The following is a 14,315-nucleotide window of genomic DNA, read 5'->3' as shown; positions in this document are numbered from 1 at the left end:
AGACTCAAATGAAAGAGAGTGTCAGCGCCGATGTAAAAATGACCCACTAACGCCGATTTAAAATTGACCCACCTGAGTCAAACTATCCGTTCGTAACATGGACAAAGCGGCGGATTATGATCAATCAGGAGCAACTAGTGGAAATACACGTTTTACATCAGCAAGGGTGCAGCATCCGCCGTATCGCAAAGGAGCTGGGGATCTCAAGGAATACCGTTCGTACTTATCTGCGAGATAGAAGCAAAGCACCCGTGTACCCCGAGCGTCAATCCCGACCAACTAAACTTCAGCCCTACCATGACTACTTGTGTACGCGGATTGAAGCCGCAAAGCCTTATTGGATACCCGCAACCGTCTTACTACGTGAGTTAAAATCACTTGGTTATGAAGGCGGTATAACGATGCTTAAGGAGTACATCAAACAGTACAAACCAAGTACGCCTGTCGACCCTGTCGTTCGGTTCGAGACATTGCCAGGTGAGCAGATGCAAGTGGACTTTACGACCATCACCCATTACGGAGTCCGTGTTAAAGCCTTCGTGGCAACGCTTGGTTATAGCAGAGCGACGTTCGTTCGCTTTAGTGAACGAGAGCGCCAAGAAGACTGGATAGAAGGTCTTGAAGAAGCGTTTGAATACTTCGGTGGCGTCCCCAAAGAAGTTCTGTTCGATAATGCGAAAGCCATCATGATAGAGCGTGATGCATACGGTGAAGGTGAGCACCGCTGGAACCCTGCACTGCTCACCGCAGCCAAGAAGTACAATTTTAAACCGAGAGCCTGTCGTCCATATCGCGCAAAGACCAAAGGAAAAGTGGAGCGATTTAACTCCTACTTGAAGAATAGTTTCGTCACTCCTCTTGCGGCGACACTCAAGCAACACGGACTTAAAATCACCGTCGATGTTCTTAATGGACATATCGGCGCATGGCTAGAAACCGTCGCTCACCAACGAACTCATGGTACGACAGGTGCAAAGCCTCAGGTTCTCTTAGATGAAGAGCGCTTTACACTTCAGTCGCTACCATCGCCGACACGCCCAGTCACACCACTAACAATAAGCGATAGTGTGATGCCACTTGAGAGCTTCCAGCACCCACTCTCGACGTATGATGCGTTGTTGGAGGTACGACCATGAACCTTCAAATGAGTCGTATCGAGGCTGCCTGTGCAACGCTGAAGTTACAAGCTATCGGTCAGGAGTGGCCGAGACTGGCAGAAGCAGCCAACAGTCGTGAACTGAGTCTAGCCGATTACTTAGAGTCACTTCTGAACGCTGAACTGGAAGCGCGAGCAGAACGCACAAGAGCCACACTGACTAAGTTCGCCAGCTTCCCAATGGAAAAAACGTTCGATGACTATGACTTCAAGTTCGCAACGGGTGCCCCAAGAAAACAGCTCAAGGAGTTAACAGGGTTAGCCTTCATTGAGCGAAAGGAAAACGTGGTATTACTCGGCCCAAGTGGCGTTGGTAAGAGCCACCTTGCAGTGAGCCTTGGCCAAATAGCGGTTCAAAAGGGCCTAAAGACACGGTTCATCACCGCAGCAGACTTGATGCTTCAGCTATCTACAGCAAAAGCTCAGGGTAAGCTTGAAAGCTACTTGAGACGAAGTGTACTCGCACCTAAGCTACTTATCGTCGATGAAATCGGCTACTTACCGTTCGGCAGAGAAGAGGCCAACTTGTTCTTTAACGTCATCGCCAAACGTTATGAGCAAGGCAGCATTATCGTGACCAGTAATTTGCCGTTCTCTCAATGGTCAAATGCGTTCGCCGATGATACAACGTTGACGGCGGCATTACTCGATAGACTTCTTCATCACTCGCACATTGTACAAATCAGCGGTGAAAGCTATCGATTAAGAGGAAAGAAAGCGGCTGGAACCATACCAGCGGTTCTAGAAAGTCTATCTGAAGGCAAAAGTTAATTGTATGGGTGGGTCAATTTTACTTCGGCGATAACGTCGATAAGTGGGTCAATTTTAAACTGGCGTTGACAAGAGTTGTATTGCTTTGCTAACTCAACAGCATTTTTATTGTAATAAGAGATATTAACAGACATAAACAAAGCCATTGTACACCACTTAATGATGATAATGAGCTTGGTTACATAAGGCGATTAAGTATTAAGAAATAATGAGTTAATGTGACTGGAGTCACGCCAGGCTTTAAACGGAGTAACGTTATAATTTGACTCGCTGAATTTAAGGTACAAAAAAAGACGCCCTAGGACGTCTTTCTTCAAGAATGTGGCGGTGAGTGAGAGATTCGAACTCTCGATACGTTGCCGTATACACACTTTCCAGGCGTGCTCCTTCAGCCACTCGGACAACTCACCGAATCAAATTGTGGTTAGCATCGTTGGCTAACGAGGCGCTAATTTAATGATTATGTGCCTTATGGTCAAGGCTAAAAATGAAAAAAAGCCCTGTTTTTCTGTTGTTTGCTCACTAAGTAACTAAATTGAACAAAACAGGGTCAATTAAACACCTTGGTTGTAGCCAGGGACTCGGAACCAACGGCGACACATGTCTAAGAAGTAGCCGTACAAAACGCCCATTCCACAAGATACAACCGCATTACTCGTAACTGCGGTAATGATTTGATCGGTCGATGCACCAACCGCTAGTAAGATACCTGCGTAAACCGGAGATTGAAAAAGCACATATGCGATAAGGTCAGACACGTTTTTCATAAATGAAGACGGTGAAACTTTACTACCTTGACGTAATACCCAATCGCGGAAAACACCATAAGGCCAAGCGATAGCAATGTTAACTGGAATCGACAACGTACGTGATGCCAGAGACTGCTCAAACGTCATCCCTGAAATCAAAAACTCGATAATCATCCCTGTGACAAAGCAAAAAACCACCATAGCAAAAGTATCCGCTGCGGCATTACGAATACAAAATGGTCCACGAGACTTCATTTAGCGACCTCTAAAATCAAAAACTGCAATAAACAAAAAAACAAACATGATTAACTACATATATAGCAACCACCTAGATTATGTCGCTATTAGAGCACAACGTTTGTAGTTTATGGCTCCATATTTGAAATGAAGATGTAAATTTATAACCAAATTTTGAAACTAAAGTAGTTTAATTCACCGATCCGGGCAAAAACTGCACTTTTTCGATCAAAAATGGCGTAAAAAACCAAAAATTTTCGTTATATAAGGAATTTAGAGGAGGAGAAAAGGTAATTTTACAGAACAAAATCTTGCACAATATGCGAAAAATAACTCGCTTATGCTACCTGCAGGGCATAATTCAGAGCTTCCCAATTTCTAGAACAATATTCTTTACACAACAATGGCTAACGAGTTGGAAAGCCAGGTATGTTAAGGCGTAGCAAGCATGACTGTTAGCGCATCAACATCCGCTTGCTCTGGTGCTTCCTGACGCTGTAATTTACTTTCAATGCGTGCAGTAATTTGTGCGAGATCCTGATTGGAGTGTGGTGTAATGTGCTTGATGATGTCAGAAAAAACCTCCAGAGCTTGGTGAAGGTTGTCATTATCAAGCGAAATGTAAAAGCTAAGTAGTAACGAGTCCGTGTTTATGTGATGCGGATGCTTAGCCTTATTGCTTTTTGGGTCTTGGTACTGATAGAGCAAGTCTGCATGGCGATATAGGGCGTCGTCGAGTTCCGACACGACAACGGGTTTAGCAATGATATGGTCCACCCCAGCTTCCGTCATCAGTTCTTGAGTCTCTTTAAATACATCTGCGGTGCAACCAAAGATGAGAACTGACTTTGTTTCTGAATCCATTGCCCTGATAGCAGATATTGCACCAATACCATCTAGTACAGGCATGTGGTTATCCATCATTATTAGGTCAAACTGCTGTTTTCTCACTTGCTCCACGGCTAATTGACCATTTTCCACTCGTGTACATTCAAAACCCTTGGCTCGTAAAAACGTTTCCATGATCATGGCATTGGTTGTGTTATCTTCTGCGATTAATGCCTGTAAACCATTGCAGTCTAGTTTATGTTTAAGTGCCGTCCCCGTTTGGCTCGGCTCGCACGGTGTCAACTCAATCTCTACGGTGAATGTTGTACCAACATTTTCCCTACTTTCGAGCAAAACACTGCCGCCCATGTTCTCGGCAATTTCTTTTACAATCGCCAACCCTAACCCTGTGCCGCCAAAGCGTCTGGTTGTTGAAGATTCTGCTTGCTCAAACGGACGAAAGATCCGGTTCTGAGCCTCTTTTGGTATCCCAATACCGGTATCTTTAATCGCGATGCTCAGTTTGGTTGCACTTGGAGTAACATGTTCGCTTAATCTAACTTCAACTTCACCCTGTTCGGTAAACTTGACGGCATTATTTAGCAAGTTGAATAGGATCTGGCGCAATCGTGCTTTGTCGTTGTTATACCAGCGTCCGGATGGTACCTGTGAAACGACACGGAAGCGCAACCCCTTCTCTTCACATAAGGTGTGATAAACACTTTTCATGCTGCCAATAATCGATTCAATCGGAAATGGTGAATTAGAAAATTCAACGTGGCCATGCTCTATTTTCGAGTAATCCAGAATCTCGTTAAGCAATGTCATCATATGATCGCCTGATTCATACAGTGTACTTAACTGCTTTCTTTGCTCGTCGGTTAGCTTGGTCTTTAGAAGTATTTGCGCGGTACCCAAAACCCCGTTCATCGGTGTACGAATTTCATGAGACAACGTCGCCAGAAAGGCGGTCTTTGCGTTGGTTGATGCCTGTGCTTTTATCTTTTCATGTTCTAGATAAATGGTCTTTTCATTAAATTTATTGATGAGGTGCCCTATCTCATCTTCACTGTGATATTCGATATCGATGATTCCCCCCGTTTTAGAGTCATCAATTTTTGCCGCTATTTTGACAATGGGCTCAACGATATAACGGTTAAGTAAGTAGTAACCGACCAAAACACATAACAGTAGAAACGGAATGATGCCGCTCTCAACACTCATCACCTGAGCAAAAACCTGATCGGCTACACGCTCTTTCGCATTCACCACTTCCATTCGCCAGTTGAACTCTCCAAAGTGAAGCTCACTAACATACATCTCATTCCGCAACTGAAAATTATGTTCGATAATCACGTTTGAGTTGGCGTCTCTAATGTTAACGCCCAGCGAATATTGATTGGTATGTTCACGAATAAACTGAAACAAAGCGGCTAAAGAGACATCCACGGTCGCTACACCTGCAAACTCACCGTCTCTATAGTAAGGTGCCGAAGCGGTGATCATTTGAACTTGGGTAAAAGTATCGATGTAAACCGAAGACCAGCGAATAGAGCCTGCTGACGCATTGGCAGCAACGACATACCAAGGCTCTTTATCGTATCCCGCCGATTGAGGGTTATTGTACGAGTGAATTTGATCGATACTGCCATCCAGATTCTTGTTGAAAAACAGGCTGGTATACTTCCGTTGGTCAGCAAGTTGTTCAGGCTTTGGCCACAAACCACCGCTGACAAGCATGTCACCACTTAAGCGTAAGATTTGAGGGATAGTCGTACTGAAAGAGCCAGTTTGATTGGGGCTTTGAGCCAGGCCTACGAGGCTATTAAGGACACTGGTTGACGCAAGCAACGGTTCTTTAATCTGAGAAGCTAGCAGTTGCGTTCGTAAATCGAGGTTTTGTTCTAGTTTTTCACGCACAGGCGGCTCAAGCACAAAGTACACCACCGAGCCAACCGTTGCGATAAAGAAGCAAAGGTAAAGCGTCAGTGCAAAAATACTTTTTCGGCGGAGTGATGAGCGAATTTCCATAGGTGTTAACAAATCTTCCCTAATATCGATTTATCGTTAATTGATTGGTAAGATGGCCGCAACCAACCAGCCCATGAACAAATGGTATTCTATTTTGAAACTACAAGACATTCTTTCTCTTCCAGAACTTGATGGAAAACTACTAAATCTAGCGAAAACTCAAGGCTTTGTCACTGCGATGGCTTCAGCACCAAATGTATTGATGCCTCAAGAGTGGCTACCATTCTTGTGGGGTGGAGAAGAGACAGCACCTTTTAGTGATGGTGAACAATTAGAACTGTACATTGATGAAATTGTACAAATGTGGAACCAAACTCGCCCTGCGTTGCTAGAAGGTTCATGGGGCTGGCCGGAAGGCTGCGCGCTGGATGAAAAAGACATCGTAACCACCACCACTCGTGACTTCTGTGAGGGTGTATTACAAGGCTGGCAGCTCGCGCGTGACGACTGGGAAACACTGATGCCTGAAGAAAGCGAGGATAACGCGCTACTTGGTGGTGTGCTGCTTTCTCTGACTATGCTTTACGATCCAGAAACCACGATCGAAACATTAGCTGAACAAGGCATGGTCGGGCTTGAGCAATTCGAAGAGATCTTCAACGCAATGCCAGTCATGCTTTGTGGTCTGACTCAACGCGGCGTCGCGCTCGCTGAAGAGCAATAATCCTTTCTCATTAAGCCGCTGCCCATCAGCGGCTTTTTTGTATTCCGCTTATCCTCCCCGTGAAAACCATTCACCGCATCGACATTTGTTTCAGTAAGTAATTCATCCCAATTACACATGTCACTTTTTTGTAAAAACAATATTACAATTCCTTACTTTCTTTGTTAGTATCTGCGCCCAATTTTGGTTAATTGAATGTTGTGATGCAAATAGCGACAAATCGGCAGGTAATACAAAAAGTAATGGCGGTATACGTCATTACTGCTTTGCTGTTTCAGATATATTTGCTGGCGACAATGGCACTTAACCCATCACAAGTTCATAACAAAAACTGGCTCTCTGAAGCACAGGGAGAAAAGATACTTCTTTGTACTGCGGAAGGCTTTAAATGGGTCGACATCAAAGAGCTGATTGAAGATAACACCATCAGTTCACCTTCAAACTCTGATTTTCATGATCCACTTAAATTCAGTTGCCCGCTGTTAGACGTATGTCAGTTCTCAATCTCATTACTTGCGATTGTTATTGCTGCGGTCGCTCTGTGGCTATGCCGAGTAACCGCGCCCTTTGCTAACTACTCGCACATCTATTGCCAGCGCAAAATCTATCTCTCATTAGCGCCCAAGCAATCACCACCAACGGCTTTCCTTGCCTAGTCCGGCTCTCATGCCGCACGCCTAATTTATCTAAAACAAACCACTATACCCGCCTTTGTTTATAAAGCTGCGGGAGAAATTTGTACGTCTGAATACTCATCGACGTCCAAGGGAAATAATTAGAAAGGAAAGTCCATGTTCAACAAAAAACAAACCCCAAAAGCGCTCATTACTGCTCTTAGCTTTGGTTTACTCACCGCTTGTAACGGTGGTTCTGATTCAAGTTCGCCTGCAACAGCCGAACCTGCCATTCAAAATGTTACCCTTGAATTTGCGACGCGGGTTGGCGAGCAAGATATCCAATGCCAGTTGATGGACACTGCGATCGCTGGAGTCAAAAACACTCAGCCTGAATTTACCGATGTGCGAATGTATATCTCTGAAATAGAGCTGCTTGATGACGACGGCGCAGCTACCCCACTTGAACTAATCCAAGATGGTAAGTGGCAATACCAGAATGTCGCACTATTGGATTTTGAGACAGGCACGGATAGCTGCGCGAACGGTAACGAAGCGCTAAACAATCAAATCACAGGGCAAGTACCAAAAGGCAACTACACAGGTATTCGCTTTACGCTCGGCGTGCCTGCGGAGTTAAATCACGTTGGCATCGATGGTGACGATGCAATTTCTCCGCTCGATGTGATGGGGATGAACTGGAGCTGGCAGAACGGGCATAAACACCTGCGCATGGATGTAGCTGGCTGGAATATCCATCTGGGGACAACGGGTTGTGAAGTGATTGACGCCAACACCGAAACCGTTGATTGCGATTCATCACGCCCAAATCGCCCTAGCTACCAGTTCGATGATTTCAACCCATCAACTAACGTTATCGTGTTTGATTACCAACGCCTTGTTGCGAACAGTGATATCACATTTAACACCGCTGACACTCCGCTCGGCTGTATGTCATCCAGTGTTGATCCAGAATGCCAGGGCGTATTCGACAACCTCGGACTGGATTTAGTCACAGGTGAATGTACCGCGGGTGATTGCAGTAGTTCTCAATCCTGGGTATCGGTGGAGTAAGCCTTATGTCAGCAAACCACAAGTTCGGTTTGCTGGCATCGCTCACGATATTCACGATCGTAGGCTGTGACAGCGAATCGAGTTATAACGCCACACCATCAAACCCGGTGAATGAGTTTGGTTTTGACTTTCAAACCGGCTCTCTTCCTAAGCCGAAAGAACCGTCAGATAACGTGGCAACTGAGGAAAAATTCCAACTTGGCAGACATCTGTTTTATGACACCAAGCTTTCTGGCAACCAGACAATGTCATGCGAATCCTGCCACCAGCAGGCAATGGCGTTTTCTGATGGGGTAAAACTACCAACTGGTTCAACGGGTGAAGTGCTGCACAGAAACTCCCAAACATTAACCAACGTTGCCTACAACGCCTCTTACACCTGGGCGAACCCGGTTTTAAAAGAGATTGAGCAGCAGTTGGTGATTCCACTATTTGGAGAGTTTCCTGTCGAGCTGGGCATTAACGACTCAAATCGAACAGAGATTCTGCAACGCTTTGCTACTGATGTCAGGTATCAAAACTTGTTTAATGCCGCGTTTCCCGACCAGCAGGATACGGTGACCTTCCCTAACATCATCAAAGCACTCGGTGTGTTTACTCGCGCATTGATTTCGAAAGACTCTGATTTTGATCGCGGCACGATGAGCAGTGCTGCGATGCGTGGGCAAGATCTTTTTAACAGCGAGAAAACGGAATGTTTCCATTGTCATAGCGGGTTTAATTTTAGTGATTCAACTCTGCACGATGATTCTGTGTTTGTCTCTCGGCCGTTTTTTAATACTGGGTTATACAACCTTGATTCGGAGGGGAGTTATCCCACTGAGGACAACGGCTTGTTCACCGTAACGCAAGCTCCTAAAGACAAAGGAAAGTTCCGACCACCAACGCTGAGAAATGTCGCTTACACCGCGCCGTATATGCACGATGGAAGCATCGAAACTCTCGGTGAGGTATTGGATTTCTACGCCAATGGCGGAAGAAATATCACCTCGGGTGAGAATCAGGGAGACGGGCGCAATAACCCGAATAAAAGTGAATTTGTTAAAGGTTTCACGTTAAGCCAAGAGGAAAAACAAGACATGCTGGCGTTTTTAAATGCGTTAAGCGATGAGGTGTTCATCTCCAACCCCCGCTATGCCAACCCATTTGTTGGGGAGGAAGCGCAATGATTCGTTTACTAGCTTTGCTCGCTTTATTGTTTATCGTAAATCCTCTACGAGCGGAACTCGAGGCAGAACCGAACCTACTGGACAAAGTAAATCTCCAGACCAATATTTTTGCTCAGTTTGGTTACTATCAAACGGACAGAGAGTCTGCCTACGCGATTCCCGGCGTGATAACCGACAATAGTGCTTTCCACTATGAAGAAGGCTTACAGTTTATGCATGGTGAACTCGGTTTTTTAGCCAGCTTAGACAACATTCTGGCGACCAAACTGATCATAGGCAGTCATCACGGTGAGTCTGTCGAGTTAGAAGAGCTCTGGCTTCAGCCTTATCTGCATCAGGATTGGACGTTACGCGTCGGTCGTCAACTCAGTCAAATTGGTCTGTATAACAGTACTCATGAGCATGACTGGCGATTTATAGATACGTCATTGACTCAGCAGGCCTTTTTAGGTAGCCAATATACCGATGACAGCGTGCAAATATCTTATGCTCGGAACAGTTACGATCTCACCTTCTGGGTTGGGCGGGGAAATAACTTCCCAGCGCAATTTGATGACAGTTCCGCTTCACCTTCGGCTTATGGCCTTCATTATCAGTGGTTCCGTCTTCGAAATGATTACCAACTGAAAATCGTCGCTAGTGCCGCCTACTTTGAAGCAACACAGCGAAGTCAGCAAGATTCCGACGGTCACTCACACTCTCTTCAGGCTTCTGACTCGCTGATTTTTGATGGTGATACCACGTTGGTCACTATTGGTGGCAGCCTGGAATGGAATGACTTTAATTGGGAGCTTGAGTGGATGGGCCAATCTATTGATTCTAAGCTAATCGACTCGCAACAAATCACAACAGAACTCGATGCATTTCAGCATGGTATTACCACACAGGTAAGTTGGCAGTACAACAATCTGGAGCTCGGCGCTCGCTATGACTGGCTTCTGACCGATAACGATGTCACCAATACAAGCGAAGAGATCGAAACAGTATTAAATGCAACAGGCCATACTCCACAGCGATTCAGTGCTATCGCTAACTGGCGTTTTGCCCCTTATCAACTGTTGCGATTGCAAGGAAGCTACGAATCCATTTTACAGACCGAACAAGCCGCATTTTGGCTTGTGTATCAAGGCGGCCTGACATGGTCAACTCAATAAATCAGCTCAGTTTGGGTTAAATAAAAGAGACAGTTATGAAAAAATACCTCAGCCGCTTCACGTTATGTATCGCAGCACTGCTCACTTCCGCAGCCAGTGCCCATGAATACACGACAAACAGCATTAAAATCGACCATCCTTGGAGCCGGGAAGCGCCACCCAATGCAACCGTAATCGCGGGTTTCTTTCAGCTAAAGAACCTGTCCACCAGAGATGATTTTTTGATCAGCGCGACAACACCAGTTGCTGAGCGAGTGGAGATTCATCAGCATGAAATGAGTGATGGTGTGATGAAAATGAAGAAAATCGAAAATGTCCGGGTAGGCACAATGAAAAGTGTGATGTTTGAGCCAGGCGGCTATCACTTGATGATCTTCAATCCCGAGCAATCATTCAAACAGGGCGAGCGTTTTCCTATGACGCTTGAATTTAGAAACACAGGAAAAGTAGAAATAGAACTCGCTGTAGAAGTGAATACCTACCTTCATTCACATTAACATTGAAGGAGCCTTTCGGTTGGGAAGGCTCCTTATATCCCTCTTCGTGAATTCGCCTCTTCTCATCCGACGGAGGAGCCTGGCACTATAGAATCACGTGAGGAATATAACGCGCCATATCCTGAGTAACTAAATTGCTGTCCTCACGAATCGAAATACCCGCGGCTCGGTCGTTAATCAGCCAGCTGCCGATAAGCGTATGACTTTGTCCAAACTTCGGTAACGGATGATATTGCTGAACAATGTTTTTGCTCGATTCATAAGGTCCTGGTGTTTTAAGCACGCGCTGACCACTTTTCACTATCTCGATATTCGCGCCTTCACGTGAAAATAGCGGCTTTATCACATAGTCTTTTAAGCTTGCCGCTTTGGGATCCTCAGCAAAATAGGCAGGCAGTAAATTGGGGTGATTAGGAAAGCGTTGCCAAAGTAATGGCAGCAAAGCTTTATTCGAAAGAATGGACTTCCACATCGGCTCTAACCAGTTAACGTTCGCAGATGAGAGATAAGTGCTGTACGCATCCTCAAACATAAACTCCCAAGGGTAGAGTTTGAACATCCAGCGAATAGCTCGGTTGTCCGCATCAACAAATATCCCCTCTTCCGTCACGCCAATGTCTTCAACGTAGACAAAAGCCGTTGATAACCCAGCCTCCCGAGCACAATCTTCAAGATATTGAACGGTGCCTTTGTCTTCTTCGGTATATTTGCAGCAACTAAAATGCAGCGTTTGTCCCGGCTGTAGCTTGGCAATCTCAGCAAAGCGCTCGATAAGGAAATCTTGCAGTATATTGAATTGATCTGCACTTTGGTGAATTCGCCCTTTATTCACCACATCTTCGAGCCACACCCATTGCCAGAATCCAGTCTCGAATAATGATGTTGGCGTATCCGCATTGTTTTCCAGAAGCTTCGCTGGTCCAGAACCGTTGTAGGCGAAATCCATTCGTGAATAGAGGGACGGTTCATTGCGTTTCCATGAGGAAGCGACCTGAGACCACATAACTTCAGGAATCGCACATTTCGTCAGTAACTGTTCACTGTGTACCACTTGGTCAACAATTTCGAGGCACATCTGGTGCAGCTCTTCTGTGGGATCTTCAAGATCCTGTTCGATCTGCGCCAGAGTAAACTGATAATACGCGGTCTCATCCCAGTAAGGTTGGTCGTACATGGAATGGAAGCCAAAACCAAACTGGCGTGCCAGTTCACGCCAGTTTTCTCTTTCTTGTATTTCTCTTCGAAACATAGTGTCTGTTAACCGCCGCGACTACCTGATACCGCTTTGCCAAAGCCGCCTCGAGACATAGCCTGACCAATCGTACCGCCGCCACGCTTGTTCAATCGGCTGCTCGCAACGCTAGTCGGCTGGTTTCGGTACGAGCCATAAAACTGCCCGGCACCGTTGTAATATTTCGACTTGTAACGGTACATCGGCTCTGAATAGTAACTCTTGTTGTATCCGCTCAGATTGCTAAGAGCGCGACTAAAGAAGAACCCACTGGCAAAGGGAACATAGGAGTTGTAACGAGAACTGTAATAACAGTCATCTTGATAGAAGTCGTTCTCACACTCATGCTCTGTGGTATAGCGTGGTGCATTTTGCTCCGCTCTTTCCTTCGCTTCCTGATAGGCGATGTCACACTGCTCGCTGAACCCGGGTTCCGATGCTTTACACTCACTGGCGTCAAGGTAAATAGCGCCTTCAGTCGTTGACTCCTGTGTCGCAAGATAAAATATCCCGCCAAAGGCTGCAAAAGGGATAAGGCGGCTGACTTTAAAGCTCTTATCCATGGATGAACGTTTAACGTTAGAGCTGCGTTTCATCGTTTCTCCTAATACGTCATACAGGCGGCATTAAGTACACCGACAGAAACGGATACTGCAGCAAGTACAATACCCGCGGGTACCTCGTTGTTTTCAATCCGCTCTGATACTTTTGGCATCAGAATAAAACGAACAATTCCAAACGCAATCAGCTGAGCTAATAACGCGACAACACCCCAAACCATAAAATCAATGATGCTGACTGAGTTTTTCGCCGCGCCTGCAATTGCCAGACAGTAACCAAGAAAAGCACCACTTAACGCCACCGCCGCTGCTGTATTTTGCTCTTCTTTAATGAGTTGCCATTCATCATAAGGGGTCAGTTTTATATAAACGAATTTGAACGCCAAAACGAAAACAATCGACACTGAAAAATAGAGTAAGAAATTGGGAAATCCCGCTAACAAGTCTGCGATGATGTGCATTATTTGTCCTTTATCATTTTGTTCCATGCAAAATCTTCAATACGTTCATCTGCAATATAAAACAGTTTGCTTTTTGGTGGTACGTCAGTATCTAGGTCCGGATTTAGCTCGATGCCCTCACCTAAATCGATGGCAATAAGCGTTGCATGGTGATGCTTTTTAATAAACCCAAACAGGTTTTCAATCTTGGTCGTTGGTTGGTTTTCAGGATAGATCACGGAGTATTGTGTCATACCTCGAGTTGAGGCTAGCAGCTCCTGATGCAACGCACTCGAACCAGGATCCACGGCTGCCTTGGCTAACATTTCAGCCCCAACAGCTGGAATACACTCCGCTTTCGGGCAATGCTGGCTCAGTAAACGACCCAGCGCTTCATCTTTAAAATAGGCAAGCAAGTGTGCGTCAGGGTTCACAGAGGCACAATACAGTGCAGCAGACAAAGTGATATCATCCGATAAGTTATCGACGATGATGCAGCTCGCCTCTGTAATGTTCGCGTTTGACATCTCCTGTGAGTCGGTATAACTGGTTACTTTAATAAAGTGAATTTCACCCGGTAGAGGGTTTTCAATATCTGAGCGACTGCACAGTACTACCGGACGTTTTCCTGACTCTTCATGCTGCAACATACGAATCAGGTGCATGGTTCTTGACCCGTTCCAGCCCAATAATACGATATGGTTTTCCACTCTTACTCTCCGTTTACCGATAATTCCCGCTCGCCAATAATCTACCGCCGCACCTGCCACACGCCCCAAAAGTGCCGCAAACAGGCTCAATCCTCCCGGAATTACAAACAAGACCACAACCCACTTACCTAAATCGGTTACTGGAGAATGATCGCCGTAACCAACGGTGCTCGCCGTCACCATCAAGTAATAGATAAAGCTCGAAAAGTTTTCCGTAAGTTCCGTCTCGCCTGCCAGAACCAATAGCCCCCAAGAGAGGCTGATATATAAAAGGCTAATGACGACAAGGTTGCGGGTACTTAGTTTAAAAAAGTGCGAACTTAACCACTTTTTAACGACCAGCCACACTGCCATAAGTATTCAGTTCCTAAATGCATTACGTCTTTCAATAGTAACCCATTGATTGTAAGACACAAAAAAACCAGCCATA

Annotated in this window: 14 protein-coding genes and 1 tRNA gene; 8 read left to right on the top strand and 7 right to left on the bottom strand. The window is 45.5% G+C overall.

What is annotated here, in order from left to right:
- The first annotated feature begins 116 nt into the window (after positions 1-116).
- Entirely contained in the window at positions 117-1,136 is a 1,020-nt protein-coding gene (gene istA, locus L9Q40_RS01715; RefSeq protein ID WP_050935650.1) for an IS21 family transposase, read from the top strand.
- Positions 1,133-1,927 carry an IS21-like element helper ATPase IstB gene (gene istB / locus L9Q40_RS01710; protein ID WP_050935648.1) on the top strand — a complete coding sequence of 265 codons (795 nt, stop codon included), beginning with the start codon at positions 1,133-1,135 and terminating at the stop codon, positions 1,925-1,927. Before istA ends, istB begins: the two co-directional genes overlap by 4 nt.
- A 322-nt stretch (positions 1,928-2,249) precedes the next feature.
- Here istB and L9Q40_RS01705 read toward each other — a convergent pair.
- From L9Q40_RS01705 to L9Q40_RS01695, 3 genes are all read right to left on the bottom strand, one after another.
- Positions 2,250-2,337, bottom strand: a tRNA-Ser gene (locus L9Q40_RS01705).
- Between the two features lie 144 nt (positions 2,338-2,481).
- Positions 2,482-2,931 carry an L-alanine exporter AlaE gene (locus tag L9Q40_RS01700; protein WP_498791756.1) on the bottom strand — a complete coding sequence of 150 codons (450 nt, stop codon included), beginning with the start codon at positions 2,929-2,931 and terminating at the stop codon, positions 2,482-2,484.
- Positions 2,932-3,345: 414 nt separating this feature from the next.
- On the bottom strand, positions 3,346-5,772 hold the full coding sequence (locus L9Q40_RS01695; protein ID WP_065296620.1) for a hybrid sensor histidine kinase/response regulator: 2,427 nt from the start codon (positions 5,770-5,772) through the stop codon (positions 3,346-3,348).
- Between the two features lie 52 nt (positions 5,773-5,824).
- Here L9Q40_RS01695 and L9Q40_RS01690 point away from each other — a divergent pair, with 52 nt between their 5' ends.
- The 6 genes from L9Q40_RS01690 (at position 5,825) to L9Q40_RS01665 (ending at position 10,944) form a co-directional block, all read left to right on the top strand.
- Positions 5,825-6,436: a YecA/YgfB family protein gene (locus L9Q40_RS01690; RefSeq protein ID WP_014231376.1), complete on the top strand. Its 612-nt coding sequence runs from the start codon at positions 5,825-5,827 to the stop codon at positions 6,434-6,436.
- 242 nt (positions 6,437-6,678) lie between these two features.
- Positions 6,679-7,092 carry a hypothetical protein gene (locus L9Q40_RS01685; RefSeq protein ID WP_434170474.1) on the top strand — a complete coding sequence of 138 codons (414 nt, stop codon included), beginning with the start codon at positions 6,679-6,681 and terminating at the stop codon, positions 7,090-7,092.
- Between the two features lie 135 nt (positions 7,093-7,227).
- Positions 7,228-8,124 carry an MbnP family copper-binding protein gene (locus L9Q40_RS01680; RefSeq protein WP_243976486.1) on the top strand — a complete coding sequence of 299 codons (897 nt, stop codon included), beginning with the start codon at positions 7,228-7,230 and terminating at the stop codon, positions 8,122-8,124.
- Positions 8,125-8,129: 5 nt separating this feature from the next.
- The gene (locus L9Q40_RS01675) at positions 8,130-9,293 is read left to right on the top strand and encodes an MbnH family di-heme enzyme (RefSeq protein WP_498791755.1); all 1,164 of its coding nucleotides are present in this window, start codon (positions 8,130-8,132) and stop codon (positions 9,291-9,293) included.
- Complete coding sequence (locus L9Q40_RS01670) at positions 9,290-10,447, top strand: TonB-dependent receptor (protein ID WP_014231372.1); 1,158 nt, start codon at positions 9,290-9,292, stop codon at positions 10,445-10,447. Before L9Q40_RS01675 ends, L9Q40_RS01670 begins: the two co-directional genes overlap by 4 nt.
- A 35-nt stretch (positions 10,448-10,482) precedes the next feature.
- The gene (locus tag L9Q40_RS01665; protein ID WP_498791754.1) at positions 10,483-10,944 is read left to right on the top strand and encodes a copper chaperone PCu(A)C; all 462 of its coding nucleotides are present in this window, start codon (positions 10,483-10,485) and stop codon (positions 10,942-10,944) included.
- 85 nt (positions 10,945-11,029) lie between these two features.
- Here the strand turns inward: L9Q40_RS01665 and L9Q40_RS01660 are convergent, their stop codons facing one another.
- Genes L9Q40_RS01660 through L9Q40_RS01645 form a run of 4 tightly spaced genes read right to left on the bottom strand, consistent with a single transcriptional unit; the run spans position 11,030 to position 14,239 of the window.
- Positions 11,030-12,193 carry a glutathionylspermidine synthase family protein gene (locus L9Q40_RS01660; RefSeq protein WP_498791753.1) on the bottom strand — a complete coding sequence of 388 codons (1,164 nt, stop codon included), beginning with the start codon at positions 12,191-12,193 and terminating at the stop codon, positions 11,030-11,032.
- 8 nt (positions 12,194-12,201) lie between these two features.
- The gene (locus tag L9Q40_RS01655) at positions 12,202-12,771 is read right to left on the bottom strand and encodes a DUF1190 domain-containing protein (RefSeq protein WP_020332898.1); all 570 of its coding nucleotides are present in this window, start codon (positions 12,769-12,771) and stop codon (positions 12,202-12,204) included.
- Positions 12,772-12,779: 8 nt separating this feature from the next.
- The gene (locus tag L9Q40_RS01650; protein ID WP_014231368.1) at positions 12,780-13,196 is read right to left on the bottom strand and encodes a DUF350 domain-containing protein; all 417 of its coding nucleotides are present in this window, start codon (positions 13,194-13,196) and stop codon (positions 12,780-12,782) included.
- Entirely contained in the window at positions 13,196-14,239 is a 1,044-nt protein-coding gene (locus tag L9Q40_RS01645) for a potassium channel family protein (RefSeq protein WP_020332897.1), read from the bottom strand. The genes L9Q40_RS01650 and L9Q40_RS01645 overlap by 1 nt, the downstream gene beginning before the upstream one ends.
- Positions 14,240-14,315: the final 76 nt, after the last annotated feature.

The organism is Allocatenococcus thiocycli (assembly GCF_921292965.1).
In the GTDB taxonomy this organism is placed as follows: Bacteria; Pseudomonadota; Gammaproteobacteria; order Enterobacterales; family Vibrionaceae; genus Vibrio; species Vibrio natriegens.
The sequence above is the reverse complement of the archived record's forward strand: the minus strand, read 5'-3'. Positions and strand labels throughout refer to the sequence as shown.

What these genes read in the sequence shown, in the direction of transcription:
- istA (WP_050935650.1), top strand. Translation starts at nt 117, where the DNA reads ATGATCAATCAGGAGCAACTAGTGGAAATACACGTTTTACATCAGCAA.
- L9Q40_RS01700 (WP_498791756.1), bottom strand. Translation starts at nt 2,931, where the DNA reads ATGAAGTCTCGTGGACCATTTTGTATTCGTAATGCCGCAGCGGATACT.
- L9Q40_RS01665 (WP_498791754.1), top strand. Translation starts at nt 10,483, where the DNA reads ATGAAAAAATACCTCAGCCGCTTCACGTTATGTATCGCAGCACTGCTC.
- L9Q40_RS01670 (WP_014231372.1), top strand. Translation starts at nt 9,290, where the DNA reads ATGATTCGTTTACTAGCTTTGCTCGCTTTATTGTTTATCGTAAATCCT.
- L9Q40_RS01660 (WP_498791753.1), bottom strand. Translation starts at nt 12,193, where the DNA reads ATGTTTCGAAGAGAAATACAAGAAAGAGAAAACTGGCGTGAACTGGCA.
- L9Q40_RS01690 (WP_014231376.1), top strand. Translation starts at nt 5,825, where the DNA reads ATGGCCGCAACCAACCAGCCCATGAACAAATGGTATTCTATTTTGAAA.
- L9Q40_RS01680 (WP_243976486.1), top strand. Translation starts at nt 7,228, where the DNA reads ATGTTCAACAAAAAACAAACCCCAAAAGCGCTCATTACTGCTCTTAGC.
- L9Q40_RS01685 (WP_434170474.1), top strand. Translation starts at nt 6,679, where the DNA reads ATGGCGGTATACGTCATTACTGCTTTGCTGTTTCAGATATATTTGCTG.
- L9Q40_RS01650 (WP_014231368.1), bottom strand. Translation starts at nt 13,196, where the DNA reads ATGCACATCATCGCAGACTTGTTAGCGGGATTTCCCAATTTCTTACTC.
- L9Q40_RS01675 (WP_498791755.1), top strand. Translation starts at nt 8,130, where the DNA reads ATGTCAGCAAACCACAAGTTCGGTTTGCTGGCATCGCTCACGATATTC.
- istB (WP_050935648.1), top strand. Translation starts at nt 1,133, where the DNA reads ATGAACCTTCAAATGAGTCGTATCGAGGCTGCCTGTGCAACGCTGAAG.
- L9Q40_RS01645 (WP_020332897.1), bottom strand. Translation starts at nt 14,239, where the DNA reads ATGGCAGTGTGGCTGGTCGTTAAAAAGTGGTTAAGTTCGCACTTTTTT.
- L9Q40_RS01695 (WP_065296620.1), bottom strand. Translation starts at nt 5,772, where the DNA reads ATGGAAATTCGCTCATCACTCCGCCGAAAAAGTATTTTTGCACTGACG.
- L9Q40_RS01655 (WP_020332898.1), bottom strand. Translation starts at nt 12,771, where the DNA reads ATGAAACGCAGCTCTAACGTTAAACGTTCATCCATGGATAAGAGCTTT.